Genomic DNA, 16,542 nt, shown 5'->3' with positions numbered 1-16,542 from the left:
TAGAATGACAGCACAGCAGATGCGTGTGAGCCTCCCGCCAGGACCGGTAATGGTCGATGTCGAAGGCACGGCGCTGACTGACCACGAACGCGCCCGCCTGCGCAACCCCTTGGTGGGCGGGGTGATCCTGTTTGCGCGTAATTTCGACAATCGCGCGCAATTGTCAGACCTGTGCCAGTCCATACACGCCGAACGCGATGAGCCTTTGCTGATTGCCGTGGACCACGAGGGGGGAAGGGTGCAGCGCTTTCGCAGCGACGGCTTTACCGAAATTCCCGCCATGAGCGTGTTTGGTGAACTATGGTTTGAGGATTCGCTGGCGGCCATGCGACTGGCCTCGGAAACCGGCTACGTGCTGGGGGCGGAACTTCGCGCCTGTGGCGTCGATCTCAGCTTTACCCCTGTACTGGACCTTGACTACGGCGTCAGTAAAGTCATAGGTAACCGTTCTTTCCATCGTGACCCGCGGGTGGTTGCCATGCTGGCCCGTTCCTTGATCCAAGGCTTGATGCTTGCCGACATGGCTGCTTGCGGCAAGCACTTTCCCGGCCATGGCGCGGTCGAGGCCGACTCGCATCATGAAATTCCGGTCGATCAGCGCAGCTTCGAGGAAATCATGCAGGAGGACGCCGCCCCTTACGGTTGGCTGGGTGATATGGTCCTGCCTTCGGTGATGCCGGCCCACGTCATCTACCCCAAGGTCGATCCACAGCCGGCAGGATTCTCGTCGCACTGGATCCAGAAGGTTTTACGCCAGGACCTTGGTTACGATGGCGTCGTGTTTTCCGACGATCTGACCATGGAAGGTGCGACGGTTGCCGGTGATATCCTGGCACGCGCCCAGGCCGCCCTGACTGCCGGTTGCGATATGGTCCTTGTGTGTAATCGTCCCGATATGGCCGATGATCTGCTTGCGCGCTTGCAGACCGTGCACAGTGCGGAATCCGTCGAGCGCATACGGCGCCTGATGCCGAAAAAGCCCGCTTGCAATTGGGAAGCACTGCAAGCCGATGAACGTTACCAATATGCCCGACGACTTCAATCTCAAATCGTTTCTGGCTGACCTGCCGCATCTGCCCGGCGTATATCGGCATATCGATGCGCAAGGCGAGGTGCTTTATGTCGGGAAGGCGCGCGACCTGAAAAAGCGCGTGAACTCATACTTCCAGAAAACGCCGGACAGTCCTCGAATTGCGCACATGGTAGCGCGGGTGGCGCGGCTGGAAGTGACGGTCACGCGCTCCGAAGCCGAAGCGCTGCTGCTTGAAAGCAACCTCATCAAGCGCCTGAAGCCGCGCTACAACATCCTTTTCCGGGATGACAAGTCATACCCTTACTTGATGCTCAGTGCCCATGAGGCGCCGCGGATTGCCTATTATCGCGGCAGTACTAGCGGCAAGGGGCGGTTTTTCGGGCCTTATCCCAATGCATGGGCAGTGCGCGAAACCATACAGATTCTGCAACGGGTATTTCGCTTGCGTACGTGTGAAGACAGTGTGTATGCCAATCGGTCGCGGCCTTGCCTGCTGTACCAGATCGGGCGATGCTCGGCGCCTTGTGTGAACCTGATCAGCGATGAAGACTACAAGGCTGACGTCGAGCGCGCGGTGCGGTTTCTTGACGGCCAGGCCAAGGAGGTCATGCAGGATATCGATGCGCGCATGCGCCAGGCATCCGACGCGCTTGATTTCGAAAAGGCCGCCGTGTTGCGCGACCAGATGGGGTCGTTGGCCAAAGTCCTGCAGCAACAATCCATGGAGAAGGTTGGCAATGACGACGTGGATGTCATTGCACTGGCTTCAGCGGGAGGACGGGTATGCGTGAACCTGGCGATGATACGCGGTGGACGGCATCTGGGCGACAAGCCATTTTTTCCGTCGCATGCCAACGATGATAGCCCCGGGGACGTGCTGGCCGCTTTCGTTAGCCAGCACTATGTCGAAAGCAGCATGCCCGCCGTTCTGGTGTGTTCGCATCCTTTGCCTGATCCCGATCTTATTGCGCTGGTGGCCGAGCGGACTGGCGTCAAGGCGCGCGTGATCATCAAGCCCCAGGGCGTACGCAAGACATGGCTGGAGCAAGCCATGAAGAACGCCGAGATGGCGCTGGCACGCCTATTGACGGAGTCCAGCGCACGGGCCGCGCGCAGCCTGGCCCTGGCATCGGCGCTTGAGATGGATACCGACGAAGCCGCGCTGGATGCCTTGCATGTCGAGTGTTTCGACATCAGCCATACCGCCGGCGAAGCAACCCAGGCGTCCTGTGTCGTGTACCGGCATCATGACATGCAGCCGTCCCTGTATCGCCGCTACAACATAGCGGGAATTACACCGGGGGATGACTATGCCGCCATGCGGCAGGTCCTGACCCGCCGGTTCAGCCGGGTGGCCGACGGCTTGGCGGAGATGCCCGACATCGTGCTGATAGACGGCGGCAAGGGGCAGGTCGAGATTGCCAGGCAGGTCTTTGTGGAACTTGGCCTGGATACCCGAAGCATTGTCGGCGTGTCCAAGGGCGAGGGGCGCAAGGTCGGACTCGAAACCCTGGTTTTTGCGGATGGCCGCGAGCCCGTGGCACTGGGCATTGAATCCGCGGCCTTGATGCTGGTAGCGCAGATCCGCGATGAAGCGCACCGGTTTGCCATTACCGGCATGCGCGCGCAGCGGGCCAAGGCGCGCAATGTGTCGCGCCTCGAAGAGATCGAGGGCGTGGGCGCCAGGCGGCGCCAGAAGCTGTTGGCCCGATTTGGCGGCTTTTCAGGTGTGGTGGACGCGAGCGTCGATGACCTGCGTTCGGTGGATGGAATTTCCGCCGATTTGGCGGAACGTATCTATCATGCGCTCCGATAAGGTACTATTCAACTTATGCCATTCAACTTACCCATCGCCCTGACTTGGCTGCGCATAGCCATGATCCCGCTTATCGTGGGACTGTTCTATATCCCCGCCGACTGGATATCCGTTCCGGTGCGCGATATGGTGGGGGCCGCCGCATTTGTCATAGCCGCCCTGACCGACTGGTTCGACGGCTGGCTGGCGCGGCGCTGGAACCAAACCTCGTCGTTCGGCGCCTTTCTCGACCCGGTCGCCGATAAGCTCATGGTGTGCGCCGCGCTGCTGATTTTGCTGGACCTGAATCGCGTCGATTCCTTCATTGCACTGGTCATCATCGGCCGTGAAATCACCATATCGGCATTGCGCGAATGGATGGCCAAGATAGGCGCCAGTGGCAGCGTAGCCGTGCATCGGCTGGGCAAGTTCAAGACCGCGGCCCAAATGATCGCCATTCCTTGCCTGCTCTATTGGCAACCCTTCCAGGGCGTGTCCGTTCAGTTGGTGGGCCAGGTGCTTATCGTGGTGGCTGCCGTGCTTACCGTGTGGTCCATGTGTTATTACCTGCGGCGGGCGTGGCCTGAAATCCGCGACAAAGGCGGCAGGTCGCTCTCATGAGCTCCGCAACCCCGGATCACTCACCCGATACATCGTCCCAGAAACGCCAGGACTGGCTCGTCATCAGCCTGGTGGGCGCTGTTCATTCCAGTTCGCATTTTTTTCAACTGGTGCTGCCCACGCTATACCTGTCATTGGCCAACGAATATGGCTACGACTTCGTCAAGCTGGGCATGCTGGCTTCCGCGTTCTTCCTTGTGTCATGTTTTGGCCAGGCCTCGTCGGGTTTTGTCGTGGACCGCATCGGACCGGCGCCGGTGCTGCGGTTCGGGCTCACGTGCTTTGTCGTATCCGGAATTCTCATTGGCGTCTCTACCTCTTATCCGATGCTGCTGCTGGCGGCCGTCATAGGAGGAATTGGAAATTCTGTCTTTCACCCTGTCGACTTCTCCATTCTGAACCACAGGGTCAGTCCACGGCGGCTGGGGCACGCATTCAGCACGCACGGTCTCACCGGCAATCTTGGCTGGGCCCTTACGCCGGTCTTCATGGCAACCATCATCTATCTGGCGAACTGGCGGGTCGCGGCATTCTCGGCCGCCGCCCTGGTGGCGGTGGTCCTGTTGTTGACATGGCTGGGACGCGACCTGCTCACTGGCAGCAGTCAAGCCGTATCCGCTGACACTGCAAGCAAAGCGGCGACTGCTACCGATGCCGCTGAAGCCGACTTATCCAACCAGACCGCCATGCAGACCTTGACCACTTTGCTCGCACAGCCGGCATTATGGGGCGCCTTCCTGTTTTTTGCTTTCACGTCCATGGCGCTGTCGGCCGTGCAAAACTACACCATCCCGATGCTCAGCGAGGTGTATGCCATCGACAAGATTGTGGCAGGCACCACATTGTCCGCTTATATGGTGGCTGCCGCGCTGGGCATGCTGGCAGGCGGCTTTCTGGTTGGAGCCACGCCGAATACCGAGCGCACGGTAGCGATTTCCCTTGTACTGGCGGGAACGTTATTGCTGGTGCTCGCTTATGGGGCGATACCGCCTTCCTATGCCATCGCGCTCGTCGCAATGGCCGGCTTCTGCTCAGGCGTATCGGCCCCGTCGCGCGACATGCTGATCCGGCGCGTAACCCCTAAAGGAGCCACCGGCGCCGTGTATGGCCTGGTCTATTCGGGTATGGACGTAGGCTCTTCGCTTGCGCCGGTGGGCTTTGGCTTGATGCTGGATGCCGGCTTCGTGCAAGGGCCGTGGTTCGGGGCCGCCATCGGTTTTTGCGTTGCCGCGGTATTGGCCTTGTGGGTTGCCAGAACCGCTACCCGTTCAGTACTTCGCCCGGTCAGCGCCTGATTGTTCCCTTACTGGCGTGGCGTACGCGTCTGGCTGACAGTGGCGGGGCGGCTGCTGCGCCATGGGTTGATGTCCAGGCCACCGCGGCGCGTATAGCGCGCATAGACCAGCAGGGACTCTGGCTGGCAACTTGTCCAGATGTCGCAATACAGCTGCTCTACGCAATGTTCATGAAATTCATTGTGTTGGCGCAGGGAAACGATATATTCCAGCAGGGCGGACCGGTCTATTTGCTGGCCGGTGTATGTAATCTGGACGCTGCCCCAGTCCGGTTGACCCGTGACGGGGCAATTGGATTTCAGCAGATCCGACATCAGGGTTTCACTGATGGTGCTGGCGCCCGCTACGCAGTGCAAGAGTTCGGGCGTAGGCCGGTAAGTGGTGATTTCGATGTCAGCGTCATCGATGCAGATGCCGTCCATGGGCGCACACAAAAAATCCTGTTGCTTGATGTCGGTATTGATCTCGACCTTCACCGGCGCACCCGCTGCAGCGCTCAGATCGGCGGTCATGCGTTCCCGGACCAGGCTCTGCGCGGCAAAACGTTCGTCGTTGTATGAATTCAGGTATAGCTTGAACGATTTGGATTCAATCAGCCTGGGGCTTGCAGCCGGAACGGTAAAGCGGGCCATGCCTACGATAGGCTTGCCCTTGCCATCGAGCCACGATATTTCGTAGGCATTCCAGATATCGTCGCCATACCAATCGTGAGGGATATCGAGCTTCTCGCGATTGAGCTTGCGGTCGATCGGGAAGAGCAGGGTGGCATCGTAGGAATCGGGGTAAGAGACGTCCCGGCCTAGCGGGGCGTTTGGAGGAACAAAAGCAGTCATCGCAAAAGAAATAGAAGAATCAGTACGTCATTGTACCCTCTTGCAGTGTCATTCCCACATTATGAAAAATGACTTTCGACATGTGAAATTGTCGTGCTGCGTTGCACGATAACAGTTTTCACGAGAAAGGATTTCATTTCATATTGCGGAAACAAAATCAGAACTGCTTGAATTTAAACATCTATATTTTTTGTCTTATATAAGACTCAAGGGCTCCTTGCCCTGCAGCAAGAGCGTAGACTTTTCTCAATGGGTTTTCATATGATTTGTCTCACTTCACAAGGAAAAGCATCATGACCACACGAGAAAACGAAGTTCGAAATCTGCAGAAGAGCTGGGCAGAAGATGTGCGCTGGCAAGGCATAAAGCGCGGCTATAACGCGGAAGAAGTCATACGGCTACGCGGCTCTGTGATGGTGGAGCATACGTTGGCCAGGCGAGGAGCCGAAAAACTCTGGGGTCTGTTGCATTCTGAGCCCTTTGTGAACTCGCTGGGGGCGCTCACCGGCAACCAGGCGATGCAGCAAGTGAAAGCAGGATTGAAAGCGATCTATCTTTCTGGCTGGCAAGTCGCTGGCGACGCCAATGGTGCCGGCGAGATGTATCCGGATCAATCGTTATATCCGGCGAACTCAGTGCCGCTGGTGGTAAAGCGCATCAATAACGCGCTTACACGCTGCGACCAGATTCAGTGGATGGAGGGAAAGAATCCGCAGGATGACGATTATCTGGACTATTTCGCTCCTATCGTCGCCGATGCCGAAGCCGGGTTTGGCGGCGTGCTGAATGCATTCGAACTGATGAAGGCCATGATCGAAGCCGGCGCGGCGGGGGTCCATTTCGAGGATCAACTGGCGTCTGTCAAGAAATGTGGCCATATGGGTGGAAAGGTGCTTGTACCCACTCGGGAAGCCGTGGCGAAACTGGTTTCGGCCCGCTTGGCGGCGGACGTCCTCAACGTACCCACCTTGTTGCTGGCACGTACGGATGCCGACGCGGCCGACCTGGTTACCAGCGATGTTGATGAAAATGACAGGGCCTTCATTACCGGTGAGCGTACTGTTGAGGGTTTCTTCCGTACACGGCCCGGCATTGAGCAGGGTATTTCCCGCGGCCTCGCCTATGCCCCGTATGCCGACTTGCTGTGGTGCGAAACATCGACGCCCAATCTTGAATATGCGCGTCAGTTTGCCGAAGCAATCCATCGCCAGTTCCCGGGCAAGATGCTGGCCTATAATTGCTCGCCATCCTTTAATTGGAAAAAGAACCTGGACGACGCCACAGTTGCCAAATTCCAGCGGGAATTGGGCGCCATGGGTTATAAATTCCAATTTATTACGCTTGCTGGCTTCCACGCCCTCAACTACGGAATGTTCGAGCTGGCCCATGGCTATGCCCGACGCCAGATGAGCGCTTTTGTGGAGCTGCAACAAAAAGAGTTTGCAGCCGCCGACCTCGGCTTTACGGCCGTCAAGCATCAGCGTGAGGTAGGCACGGGCTACTTCGATGCGGTAACGCAAGCTATCGAAGGCGGGCAATCTTCAACAACGGCCCTTACGGGTTCCACTGAAGAGGCGCAGTTTGACAATAGCAGCGGCCAAGGCTTGAAAGTAGCCTAAGTACCGCGCGCGGGATGAAAACGGGAGGGAGTCGAGGGGCTACCTCTTGTCACGTATTGATACGTAATCTCTGAACTTGATCTAGATCAATACGTAGAATCCCTAGCCGGGTATAGTTCGTATCCATGCGCGCCTTCTCGATTTTTTCCACACCCCAAGGCCTGTCTGGCTCCGATCGCCAGAAGCGCCGCCACATGCTTGCGCGTATGGGGCTGGCTTGGCTGGGGATGATGCAGGTCATGATGTTTGCGTTCCCGGGCTATCTGCGTAGCGAAAGCATGGCGCCCGATAACCTGGCGCTGCTCGATCAGGCCATCTTTATCATGAACTGGATCAGCCTCGTGCTCACCGTCCCCGTCGTGCTTTATTGCGCGTGGCCGGTCTGGGGCGGGGCGTTCAGCCGCCTGATGCAGGGCAGGGTCAGCATGGACGTGCCGGTGGCGCTTGGAATTATTGCGGCGTTCATTCCCAGTGCCTACGCGACCTGGTTCGACAACGGAGAAGTCTATTTCGACTCTGTCACCATGTTCGTGGCATTTTTATTGACCGCCCGTTATCTCGAGCTCTGTGCACGCCAGGCGGTAGGTGTGGGCAAGGCTCATCGCGTCATCGAGGAATTCCGGCTTGCTGTCACGCAGCGCGCCAATCAGCTGGCATTCTGGTTTGTCGTCATTCAGCTGGCCCTCGCATTCTTGGTGGGGGCGGTCTGGTACGTCTACGCGCCCGAGCATGCCGTAGCGGTAATGGTTTCCTTGCTGGTAATGAGCTGTCCCTGTGCGATGGCCATGGCGGTACCGACTGCCGTCGCTGCGGCGCACGCAAGCCTTTCAGCCGGCGCGCCGGCCCAGGATATCGATATTGTGCGCCTGGTCCAGGCCACTGGCCGTATTTCAAGGCAGAACCTCTATGCCTCCGTCGCGTGGCATCTCCTGATGACGCCTCTTGCCGCATTGGGATTTGTCGCGCCGTGGCTGGCCGCCATATCCATGCTCTTGTCCTCGCTGGCTGTAGCAGCAAATTCGTGGCGTCTGTACCGCTCGCAGATTCGCGTATCCAGCGGCGATTGGCAGTCCGCGGTCGCCCGGAGCTGATGCGTGGCGTCGTCTCTGTTTCTGCTGTTGCCGATATCGCTGGTCTTCGTGATCGTGATAGGAGTGTTTTTCTGGTGGGCGATCTTTTCGGGTCAGTTCGACGATACGCAATCGCGAGGCGAGTCCATACTGAACGATAATGACGCCCCTGGTGAAAACCTCGCCACGACGGAAGATCGCGACGCGGCAAAGCCTGCTTCGCTTGCGGAAAATGGGCGCCAGCGCGAGAAATAGTTCGCTTGGATCGTATCTTTATTTAGTTAGTGTGGTGTGGAAACGTCAACCTGCCCGGCTGTAATTTGACCTTGATGCACATCAAAGTCGGCTTCGTTGCCATGCTGGATCATGCTTGACGTCAAGCATTGTTTATTTGTTTTAGGGGAAACTCATGGGCACTTCCGATACGTTCGGAAAACAGGCCGAAATCTTCAACTATGGTGTGGTTCGTCAGTTCACGATCATGACCATAGTATGGGGTGTGGTAGGCATGGCGGTCGGTGTATGGATCGCCGCACAACTCATATGGCCGCAACTGAATTTCGATATTCCTTGGCTCAGCTACGGCCGCTTGCGGCCATTGCATACCAACGCGGTCATTTTCGCGTTCGGCGGCAGTGCCTTGTTCGCCACAGCCTATTACGTGGTGCAGCGTACCTGTCAGGCACGCCTGTACAGCGACAAGCTGGCGGCGTTCACGTTTTGGGGCTGGCAGGCCGTCATCGTCGCTGCCGTCATCACGCTGCCCATGGGCTACACCAGTACGAAAGAGTATGCCGAACTTGAATGGCCTATCGATATCCTGCTGACCTTGGTGTGGGTTGCCTTCGCGGTGGTGTTCTTCGGCACTATCGTCAAGCGCAGGGTCAAGCATATCTACGTGGCCAACTGGTTCTATGGTTCATACATACTTACCATTGCGGTCCTGCACATATTCAACAACTTTGCGTTGCCGGTCTCAATGTGGAAGTCGTATTCCGCTTACGCCGGCGTCCAGGACGCCATGGTGCAGTGGTGGTATGGCCACAATGCCGTGGGTTTTTTTCTGACCACCAGCTTCCTGGGCATGATGTATTACTTCGTGCCCAAGCAGGCCGAGCGTCCGATCTATTCCTATCGCTTGTCCATCGTCCACTTCTGGGCACTGGCTTTCACTTATATGTGGGCCGGCCCGCATCATCTCCTGTACACCTCGCTGCCTGACTGGACCCAGTCGCTCGGCATGGCACTATCGTTGATCCTGCTTGCGCCATCATGGGGCGGCATGATCAATGGCATCATGACGATGTCGGGCGCCTGGCACAAGCTGCGTACCGATCCTATCTTGAAGTTCCTGGTCGTGGCGCTGTCGTTCTACGGCATGTCCACCTTTGAAGGTTCGATGATGTCCATCCGCACGGTCAACGCCTTGTCGCATTACACCGACTGGACGATCGGACACGTGCATTCAGGTGCCCTGGGCTGGGTGGCCATGATCACCTTCGGGTCGCTGTACTACATGATTCCCCGGCTGTATGGCCGCAGCGCCATGGCCAGCACCAAGCTCATCGAGCTGCATTTCTGGCTGGCGACGCTGGGCGTGGTGATGTATATCAGCGCGATGTGGATCGCCGGGGTGATGCAAGGCTTGATGTGGCGCGCCACGGGCGTCGATGGCACCCTTACCTACAGCTTCGTCGAAGCGGTCAAGGCCACTTATCCCTTCTATGTCATTCGCATGCTGGGCGGCCTGTGCTTCCTGGGCGGCGTCTTCGTCATGGCCTGGAATACATGGTTGACGGTCAAAGGCCAGGTCAAGGTGAATCCGGTCGTGCCTTTGTTCAGTCCCGATGCGCGTGATCCGGCCTTGCTCGGACCTGCGTCGACTACTGCTTGAGGAGAACCGTAATGTCCAAGCAAGATCATGGTTTTTTTTCGCACAAGACATTGGAAAAAAATGTCGGCCTGCTGATTATTTTAAGTATTGCCGTTATTTCGTTTGCGGGTCTGGCGCAGATCGTGCCGCTGTTTTTTCAGCACTCGACAACGACTCCCACTGAAGGCGTCGAGCCCTACGAGCCGCTCAATCTTATCGGGCGCGACATCTACATCCGCGAGGGCTGTGTCAGCTGCCATTCGCAGCAGATCCGGATGCTCAGCTCGGAAGTCCAGCGCTATGGTCCGTATTCACTGGCGGGTGAGTCGCGGTACGACCATCCGTTCCTGTGGGGTTCCAAACGCACGGGCCCCGACCTGGCCCGGGTTGGTCAGCGTTATTCGGATGATTGGCATCGTATCCACCTGCGCAATCCGCGCGATGTGGTGAAAGAATCGAATATGCCCAGCTACCCATGGCTGCAGCATAATTCGGTGACCAATGAAAACGTGCAGGACCGCATGTCAGTGCTGCGCACACTGGGTGTGCCGTACACCGATGAACAGATCGCCAAGGCGCCTGAGCAATTGAAAGGCAAGACCGAAGAAGACGCACTGGTCGCCTACCTGCAAGGTTTGGGCGTGGCGGGCCGTGCTGCGGCCGCCAAGGCTGTTTCGGATGGAGGCCTGTAAATGGCAGTGCTCAACGGAATAATGACGATCGTCGCCATGGCGACTTTCCTTGGCATCGTATGGTGGGCGTTCTCACGCGGCCGTGCCGATGCCAACCACGAGGCTTCGCTCTTGCCCTTTGCCGTGCCGGACGAACGACCAATCAACAAGAATGATGGGGGATCCCATGAGTGATTTCGTCAGTAGCTTCTGGAGCTACTTCATTGGTGTGATTGCCCTGGGCGGAATCGCCTTTTGCATATGGTTGCTGTATAGCCAGCGCGCCTGGCTCAAGCAGGACGTCAAGCAGGTCACGGATACAGGACACATCTGGGACGGCGACCTTACCGAACTCAATAATCCGGTGCCGCGCTGGTGGACCGTTTTCTACCTGGGCTTGTGCGTCGTCGCCCTGGCTCTGCTGTTCTTGTATCCTGGCGTAGGCAGTTACAAGGGCACGCTGGGGTATACGGCCGCCAAGCAAGTCAAGGACGAGCAATTGGCCTTGAACGAACAGATCAAGCCATTGTTCGAACGCTATCAGCAAATGCCGGTCACCCAGGTCGCGCACGATGCCGAGGCTCGTGAAATCGGTCAGCGCCTGTTCCTGAACAACTGTGCACAGTGTCATGGGTCTGACGCCCGGGGTAGTGGAAGCTTTCCGAATCTTGCCGACGGCGATTGGTTATACGGCGGCGATCCAGAGCAGATCATGCAAACGATCACCAAAGGTCGTCATGGCATGATGCCGCCCTGGAGCGCCCAGATCAAGCCCAGCGAAGCCGCCGACATTGCCCAGTATGTGCGCTCGCTCTCGGGCCTGGCCAGCGACTCCTTGCGGGTCGTGCCCGGCAAACGTGGCTTCGATACCTTTTGCGTGGCCTGCCACGGTGTCGAGGGCAAGGGCAATACGGCCATGGGCGCGCCCAACCTGACCGACGGTATCTGGTTGTACGGCAGTTCCGAGGCCTCCATTGTGGAAACCATCCTCAATGGGCGCCAGAACATCATGCCGGCGCAGGAAGGCATTCTGACTGAAGCCCAGATCCGCATGCTCACCGCTTGGGTGTGGGGACTCTCGAATCAGGGTAGTAACGTAGCAGCAAAATAGGGATATATCATGAGTAGCGAACCATCCGTAAACCCGGAACAAGGCCCTGCAACGGCGGCAGCACCGGCCTGGCAGCCGCCGCGGGTCACGAAAGTGGGCGGTGGTTCGTCTCCTCAGGTCGAAAAGGCCCTGGCCGACGTACGCAAGAAGATTTATCCACGTTCGGTGTCGGGCTTGTTTGCGCACTGGCGCATTGCCATGGTCGTGCTGACCCAGCTCATTTTCTACGGTCTTCCATGGTTGCAGTGGAACGGGCGCCAGGCAGTATTGCTGGACCTGGCCGCGCGCAAGTTCTACATATTCGGCATGGTGCTGTGGCCGCAAGACGTGATTTACCTCGCGGTCTTGCTGGTGCTGTCGGCCTTCGCGTTATTTCTCTTTACCGCCATGGCCGGGCGCCTGTTCTGCGGTTACGCCTGTCCACAAACCGTCTACACCGAAATCTTCATGTGGGTCGAACGCCGCATCGAGGGCGATCGGTTAGCGCGCATACGCCTGGACGAACAGCCCTGGACCTGGCGCAAGCTGCGACTGAAAGCCGCCAAGCACACCGTCTGGATTCTCATTGCCTGGTGGACCGGCTCTACCTTCATCGGTTATTTTGCGCCGATACGCGAACTGGGCATGGGCTTGATTACCTTGTCGCTGGGGCCGTGGCAATGGTTCTGGATGGCCTTCTATGCATTCGCCACGTGGGGAAATGCGGGCTTCATGCGTGAAGCGGTTTGCAAGTACATGTGCCCCTACGCGCGATTCCAAAGCGTTATGGTCGATGATGACACCTACGTGGTCACCTACGACTTTGAGCGTGGCGAACCGCGGGGAGGACGCTCGCGCCGTATCGATCACAAAGAAGCGGGCATGGGGGATTGTGTCGATTGCAGCTTGTGTGTGCAGGTCTGTCCTACTGGCATCGACATCCGAGACGGCTTGCAGTACATGTGCATAGGTTGCGGCGCCTGTGTCGATGCATGCGACCAGGTCATGGAAAAAATGGACTATCCGAAAGGATTGATCCGCTATACATCGGGCCGGGCCATTACCGAAGGCCTTACCCAGCCGCAGGTACGCAAGCGCTTGTTCCGGCCGCGTGTTCTCGCGTACATGGCCATTCTCACGCTAATCAGCATTGCCTTTGTCATTTCGCTGGTGACGCGCACTACGCTGCGCGTGGACGTGATCCGGGATCGAGGCGTACTCGGACGCGAGGTGGCCGGCGGAATGATAGAAAACGTGTACCGCCTTCAAATCATCAATACGACAGAATCTCCGTTGACGATCACCCTTGGAGCCAGCGGCGTGCCGGGTCTGTCCATACTCACTGCCGACAGTTCCTCGAACTCGCTGGAAATCGACGCCGCGTCCAATAAACTGGTACCGGTGGTGCTGCGGGCTCCGACCCAGGAAGTCAAGCCAGGACTCTACGACATCAATCTGACGGCGACGGCGACTTCCGCCGAGGGTGACGAGAATGTCGTGGTCGAACGCTCCAGCTTTTTTGTACCCAAGTAAATGTCGACAAAGGAAGGTCTTATGCCGCAAGTCGCTACCAAAGAACAGATGGAACCACGCCCCGCCAAACCGTGGTGGCGTGAACCCTGGCCCTGGATACTGATGGCGGGCCCTGCTGCAGCTATGATTGGCTGTATTATTACCATCTTTCTCGCTGTGCAGAATTTTAGCGATCAGGCAATTACTGATGGCGGCATCAAGCGGGGACTGGTGGTAAGCAAACCGGCGGTAGCAACGAATCCGACGCAAGCGTCGCCGGAACACTGACAATAAATCGACAAGACAAGGGGGGCCGATATGAAGTGGCGTGCGTTAATGTGGGTATTATGGCCATCGTTTCTTATCGCGGGCGCCACCAGTGCTACGGTGTTCGCGCTTGTCGATCCACTCGACATCAATTTTCTGGGCTACGTGCAGATAGGCCGGCAGTTCGCGTATGCGGCGGGTTTCTTCCTGTTCTGGATCATGGCAGCGCTGTCCAGTGCCTTGACCCTGCATATGGCGCCGCGCGGCCAGGTGCTCGACGACTTCGGCGACCCTATTTAAGGCGTCGTGCCCAGGCGACTCCGCCTGGTCAACGCCGTCTACGCGGGAATCAACCGCAATCGGTGCCGGCCAGGGCGCGCAGGGCCTGGATATCGATGATGTGAACCTGGCGTTGCTGGATATGCAGCACGCCTTCGCGGGCGAAGCGCGAAAACAGCCTGCTTACTGTTTCCAAGGTCAGACCCAGGTAGTTGCCGATTTCCTCGCGGCTCATGCGCAGCAGGAATTCGGTGGACGAATAGCCCAGTGCCGCTAGGCGTTGCGACAAATTAATCAGAAAAGCAGCCAGGCGTTGTTCCGAACGCAATGAACCCAGCGACATCACCAATTGATGCGAGCGGTTTATTTCCTTGCTCATCAGGCGTCGAAGCTGCTGGTTCAGAACCGGCAGGTGCTGTGATAGCTGGTCCAGTTCGTCGATGCGTATTACACATACTTCGCTATCTTCAAGCGCAAGGGCGTGGGATACCTGCCGATTTTCCAGCAAGCCGTCCATGCCCAGGATTTCACCTGGAAGGAGGAAGCCGGTGATCTGAACCTGGCCGTTGACATCTTCCAGTTGCGTCTTCAGCGATCCGGATCGTATGCCGTACACCGCCTCAGCCTTGTCACCCAGATGGAAAAGCGCCGACCCCTTCGGGATGCGGATCCGTTCCTTGATCAGTTCGTCCAGTTTGTCGACGTCATGGCGAGCCATGCCCAATGGCAGGCATATCTCGCTAAGCATGCATGTCGAACAACGGGTTGAATCGGGAGTAACGGTAATTTTCTTTTGCATACGGGTACAGCGGCGGAGGGTGAGCTGCTTATGCAGCATTTTCGGGCAGGTTCGGGGAATTTGCGGCGATTTTACTGCACAAGCACGCAATTCCTGCGATTGATCTATATCAAGTATACGGGATCGCCGAAGTCATGCAGGCCAGTGGCCATAAGTGTGGTTTTTCTGCTAATGCGTTTCCCAGTAGGAAGGCGCCGCATAGTGCGCGCGCAACATATCAATAAACAGGCGCACGCGCAATGGCAGATGCTTGCGTTCGGGCAGCATGGCGAAAATCCCATTCGCGGGCGCAGCATATTCGTCTAGTACGCTTACCAGCCGGCCTGTTTCGAGATCTTCACGAACTTCCCACAGGGAGCGCCACGCCAGGCCATAGCCTGCTAAAGCCCATTGATGCAGGATGGAGCCGTCGCTGCATGCAAGGCTGCCTTTCACCCGTATGGCTTTGACCTGGCCGTCTTCCGCCAGCAGCCAGCCTCGGGATTGATTGCCCTGATCGCCGAACGACAGGCAATTGTGCTGCGTGAGGTCTGCCGGCGTGTTGGGCCGGCCATGTTGGCCCAGATACGACGGGGCGGCGACGATTACGCGCTTGTTGTCGGCGATGCGGCGCCCGACTATCTGGGAATCGTCGAGCTCGCCAATGCGGATGGCACAGTCGTAGCCTTCTTCGATAAGATTGACCAACCGGTCGCTCAGGTCCAGGGCAAGCGTTACGTCGGGGTAGGTCGCGATGAAGTCCGGAAGCAGGGGCGCCACATGGCGACGGCCGAAGCCCGCGGGAGCGCTGATGCGCAGATGGCCGCTGGGATTGACGCCGCCTTGTGCAATTCGGGTTTCAGCATCGTGCAGATCGCGCAGGATGCGCTGTGCCTCTTCGAGAAAGGCACTGCCTTCGGAAGTGAGGGTAAGCCGGCGTGTGGTGCGTAGTAAAAGCTTGATGCCCAGGCGAGCTTCCAGGGCATTGATGCGTCGTCCCATCATGGCAGGCGCCACGCCTTCGGCGCGCGCCGCGGCGGAAAGGCTGCCCAGCGTGGCGGCAGCCACAAAGCTCTTGAGTTGTTTGAATTTGTCCATGCGGATGAAGTAAAGGCGGACAGCGTGCGGCCGGTTTTCGGCTATGGGAAGCGAATGATAGCAAAGCCGGCGTCAATGCCAGGGCTCACGCCTTGAAAATGAGCGCGTGCAATTTTGCCCGTACCTGACCGAGTTCGTTCGAGTCGACACGTCCGTGATGGCTTATTTTTGTATTAACCCAATCCAGGCTTTTGACCTGGTCGGCTAGCACCGCCAGACGGTTCTCGGGTGCGATCGACACTTCGAAGGGATAGCCCTTGATGCTAGACGTTATTGCACAGCATACGACAAGACCAGTTTTCTTGTTGTAGGACAAGGGACTGAGCACGAGGGCGGGTTTATAGTCTTGTGCAGTACTGCCTTTGGGTAGGTCGAAGTGCAGCCAGATGATATCGCCTGCATCCGGTACGTAACGTTTATTCATGGCGGCTCCCGGCGATCAGTTATCGGCGATGCCGAAATCGATTTCGGCATGCAGGTTGCTGGGCTTTATGCCGCTGAGCAATTGGGAGAGCAGATATTCCTGTGAACGAATCGGCTCAAGGACGATGCATCCGCGCTCTACCTTGACCTCGACCATGTCTTCCAGGTCGAGCTTGAGCGTTTTCATCATTGAAGAGGGCAGGCGAACTGCCGCGCTGTTGCCCCATTTTTTTATCACTCCACGCATGACGGGCTCCTTTGCACGTTGGAATAAACCGGCTCCTG

The 16,542-nt window shown here is 57.7% G+C and carries 18 protein-coding genes and 1 pseudogene; 14 read left to right on the top strand and 5 right to left on the bottom strand.

Translation table 11 applies throughout. The features are described 5' to 3' along the window. The first annotated feature begins 4 nt into the window (after nt 1-4). The 4 genes from nagZ to CR159_RS14370 are packed head-to-tail and all read left to right on the top strand — an operon-like array spanning nt 5 to nt 4,744. The gene (nagZ, locus tag CR159_RS14385) at nt 5-1,063 is read left to right on the top strand and encodes a beta-N-acetylhexosaminidase (protein WP_102074653.1); all 1,059 of its coding nucleotides are present in this window, start codon (nt 5-7) and stop codon (nt 1,061-1,063) included. Further along, nucleotides 1,026-2,849 (top strand): excinuclease ABC subunit UvrC, encoded by a 1,824-nt coding sequence (gene uvrC, locus CR159_RS14380; protein ID WP_102074652.1) that lies wholly within the window; start codon nt 1,026-1,028, stop codon nt 2,847-2,849. Before nagZ ends, uvrC begins: the two co-directional genes overlap by 38 nt. A 15-nt stretch (nt 2,850-2,864) precedes the next feature. Beyond that, nucleotides 2,865-3,449 (top strand): CDP-diacylglycerol--glycerol-3-phosphate 3-phosphatidyltransferase, encoded by a 585-nt coding sequence (gene pgsA / locus CR159_RS14375; RefSeq protein ID WP_102074651.1) that lies wholly within the window; start codon nt 2,865-2,867, stop codon nt 3,447-3,449. After that, nucleotides 3,446-4,744 carry an MFS transporter gene (locus tag CR159_RS14370; RefSeq protein ID WP_102074650.1) on the top strand — a complete coding sequence of 433 codons (1,299 nt, stop codon included), beginning with the start codon at nt 3,446-3,448 and terminating at the stop codon, nt 4,742-4,744. Before pgsA ends, CR159_RS14370 begins: the two co-directional genes overlap by 4 nt. A gap of 8 nt (nt 4,745-4,752) precedes the next feature. Here the strand turns inward: CR159_RS14370 and queF are convergent, their stop codons facing one another. Beyond that, the gene (gene queF, locus CR159_RS14365) at nt 4,753-5,577 is read right to left on the bottom strand and encodes an NADPH-dependent 7-cyano-7-deazaguanine reductase QueF (protein ID WP_102074649.1); all 825 of its coding nucleotides are present in this window, start codon (nt 5,575-5,577) and stop codon (nt 4,753-4,755) included. A gap of 293 nt (nt 5,578-5,870) precedes the next feature. Between queF and aceA the strand changes: the two genes are divergently transcribed. The 10 genes and pseudogenes from aceA to CR159_RS14315 all read left to right on the top strand — a co-directional run bounded on the left by aceA (nt 5,871) and on the right by CR159_RS14315 (nt 13,979). Next, nucleotides 5,871-7,196 (top strand): isocitrate lyase, encoded by a 1,326-nt coding sequence (aceA, locus tag CR159_RS14360; RefSeq protein WP_102074648.1) that lies wholly within the window; start codon nt 5,871-5,873, stop codon nt 7,194-7,196. A gap of 125 nt (nt 7,197-7,321) precedes the next feature. After that, nucleotides 7,322-8,287, top strand: a complete 966-nt coding sequence (locus CR159_RS14355) for a P-type ATPase actuator domain-containing protein (RefSeq protein WP_102074647.1) — start codon at nt 7,322-7,324, stop codon at nt 8,285-8,287. Between the two features lie 3 nt (nt 8,288-8,290). Continuing rightward, nucleotides 8,291-8,431, top strand: a pseudogene (gene ccoS, locus CR159_RS22240) (cbb3-type cytochrome oxidase assembly protein CcoS); the annotation flags it as partial. A gap of 244 nt (nt 8,432-8,675) precedes the next feature. Continuing rightward, nucleotides 8,676-10,160: a cytochrome-c oxidase, cbb3-type subunit I gene (gene ccoN, locus CR159_RS14345; protein ID WP_102074645.1), complete on the top strand. Its 1,485-nt coding sequence runs from the start codon at nt 8,676-8,678 to the stop codon at nt 10,158-10,160. Between the two features lie 11 nt (nt 10,161-10,171). Next, nucleotides 10,172-10,831 (top strand): cytochrome-c oxidase, cbb3-type subunit II, encoded by a 660-nt coding sequence (gene ccoO / locus CR159_RS14340; RefSeq protein ID WP_102074644.1) that lies wholly within the window; start codon nt 10,172-10,174, stop codon nt 10,829-10,831. Next, complete coding sequence (locus tag CR159_RS14335) at nt 10,832-11,005, top strand: cbb3-type cytochrome oxidase subunit 3 (RefSeq protein ID WP_102074643.1); 174 nt, start codon at nt 10,832-10,834, stop codon at nt 11,003-11,005. Then, nucleotides 10,998-11,921 carry a cytochrome-c oxidase, cbb3-type subunit III gene (gene ccoP, locus CR159_RS14330; protein WP_102074642.1) on the top strand — a complete coding sequence of 308 codons (924 nt, stop codon included), beginning with the start codon at nt 10,998-11,000 and terminating at the stop codon, nt 11,919-11,921. The genes CR159_RS14335 and ccoP overlap by 8 nt, the downstream gene beginning before the upstream one ends. Nucleotides 11,922-11,930: 9 nt before the next feature. Beyond that, nucleotides 11,931-13,433 carry a cytochrome c oxidase accessory protein CcoG gene (gene ccoG, locus CR159_RS14325; RefSeq protein WP_102074641.1) on the top strand — a complete coding sequence of 501 codons (1,503 nt, stop codon included), beginning with the start codon at nt 11,931-11,933 and terminating at the stop codon, nt 13,431-13,433. Between the two features lie 21 nt (nt 13,434-13,454). Next, complete coding sequence (locus CR159_RS14320) at nt 13,455-13,700, top strand: FixH family protein (protein ID WP_439650544.1); 246 nt, start codon at nt 13,455-13,457, stop codon at nt 13,698-13,700. Between the two features lie 30 nt (nt 13,701-13,730). Next, entirely contained in the window at nt 13,731-13,979 is a 249-nt protein-coding gene (locus CR159_RS14315; RefSeq protein WP_102074640.1) for a hypothetical protein, read from the top strand. Nucleotides 13,980-14,028: 49 nt separating this feature from the next. On the opposite strand, the gene fnr is transcribed toward CR159_RS14315, so the two are convergent. The 4 genes from fnr to CR159_RS14295 form a co-directional block, all read right to left on the bottom strand. Next, complete coding sequence (gene fnr / locus CR159_RS14310) at nt 14,029-14,757, bottom strand: fumarate/nitrate reduction transcriptional regulator Fnr (RefSeq protein ID WP_102074707.1); 729 nt, start codon at nt 14,755-14,757, stop codon at nt 14,029-14,031. Nucleotides 14,758-14,925: 168 nt separating this feature from the next. Further along, on the bottom strand, nt 14,926-15,834 hold the full coding sequence (locus CR159_RS14305) for a LysR family transcriptional regulator (protein ID WP_102074639.1): 909 nt from the start codon (nt 15,832-15,834) through the stop codon (nt 14,926-14,928). 85 nt (nt 15,835-15,919) lie between these two features. Further along, complete coding sequence (gene mazF, locus CR159_RS14300) at nt 15,920-16,258, bottom strand: endoribonuclease MazF (protein WP_102074638.1); 339 nt, start codon at nt 16,256-16,258, stop codon at nt 15,920-15,922. 15 nt (nt 16,259-16,273) lie between these two features. Continuing rightward, entirely contained in the window at nt 16,274-16,504 is a 231-nt protein-coding gene (locus tag CR159_RS14295) for an AbrB/MazE/SpoVT family DNA-binding domain-containing protein (RefSeq protein WP_102074637.1), read from the bottom strand. Between the last annotated feature and the right edge of the window lie 38 nt (nt 16,505-16,542).

Origin of the sequence: Pollutimonas subterranea, from assembly GCF_002849655.1 — a bacterium.
Taxonomy (GTDB): Bacteria; Pseudomonadota; Gammaproteobacteria; order Burkholderiales; family Burkholderiaceae_B; genus Pollutimonas; species Pollutimonas subterranea.
The sequence above is the reverse complement of the archived record's forward strand: the minus strand, read 5'-3'. Positions and strand labels throughout refer to the sequence as shown.

Bases quoted from the DNA above. Each gene is read 5' to 3' on its own strand.
- nagZ (WP_102074653.1), top strand. From the start codon at position 5: ATGACAGCACAGCAGATGCGTGTGAGCCTCCCGCCAGGACCGGTAATG.
- uvrC (WP_102074652.1), top strand. From the start codon at position 1,026: ATGCCCGACGACTTCAATCTCAAATCGTTTCTGGCTGACCTGCCGCAT.
- pgsA (WP_102074651.1), top strand. From the start codon at position 2,865: ATGCCATTCAACTTACCCATCGCCCTGACTTGGCTGCGCATAGCCATG.
- CR159_RS14370 (WP_102074650.1), top strand. From the start codon at position 3,446: ATGAGCTCCGCAACCCCGGATCACTCACCCGATACATCGTCCCAGAAA.
- queF (WP_102074649.1), bottom strand. From the start codon at position 5,577: ATGACTGCTTTTGTTCCTCCAAACGCCCCGCTAGGCCGGGACGTCTCT.
- aceA (WP_102074648.1), top strand. From the start codon at position 5,871: ATGACCACACGAGAAAACGAAGTTCGAAATCTGCAGAAGAGCTGGGCA.
- CR159_RS14355 (WP_102074647.1), top strand. From the start codon at position 7,322: ATGCGCGCCTTCTCGATTTTTTCCACACCCCAAGGCCTGTCTGGCTCC.
- ccoN (WP_102074645.1), top strand. From the start codon at position 8,676: ATGGGCACTTCCGATACGTTCGGAAAACAGGCCGAAATCTTCAACTAT.
- ccoO (WP_102074644.1), top strand. From the start codon at position 10,172: ATGTCCAAGCAAGATCATGGTTTTTTTTCGCACAAGACATTGGAAAAA.
- CR159_RS14335 (WP_102074643.1), top strand. From the start codon at position 10,832: ATGGCAGTGCTCAACGGAATAATGACGATCGTCGCCATGGCGACTTTC.
- ccoP (WP_102074642.1), top strand. From the start codon at position 10,998: ATGAGTGATTTCGTCAGTAGCTTCTGGAGCTACTTCATTGGTGTGATT.
- ccoG (WP_102074641.1), top strand. From the start codon at position 11,931: ATGAGTAGCGAACCATCCGTAAACCCGGAACAAGGCCCTGCAACGGCG.
- CR159_RS14320 (WP_439650544.1), top strand. From the start codon at position 13,455: ATGCCGCAAGTCGCTACCAAAGAACAGATGGAACCACGCCCCGCCAAA.
- CR159_RS14315 (WP_102074640.1), top strand. From the start codon at position 13,731: ATGAAGTGGCGTGCGTTAATGTGGGTATTATGGCCATCGTTTCTTATC.
- fnr (WP_102074707.1), bottom strand. From the start codon at position 14,757: ATGCAAAAGAAAATTACCGTTACTCCCGATTCAACCCGTTGTTCGACA.
- CR159_RS14305 (WP_102074639.1), bottom strand. From the start codon at position 15,834: ATGGACAAATTCAAACAACTCAAGAGCTTTGTGGCTGCCGCCACGCTG.
- mazF (WP_102074638.1), bottom strand. From the start codon at position 16,258: ATGAATAAACGTTACGTACCGGATGCAGGCGATATCATCTGGCTGCAC.
- CR159_RS14295 (WP_102074637.1), bottom strand. From the start codon at position 16,504: ATGCGTGGAGTGATAAAAAAATGGGGCAACAGCGCGGCAGTTCGCCTG.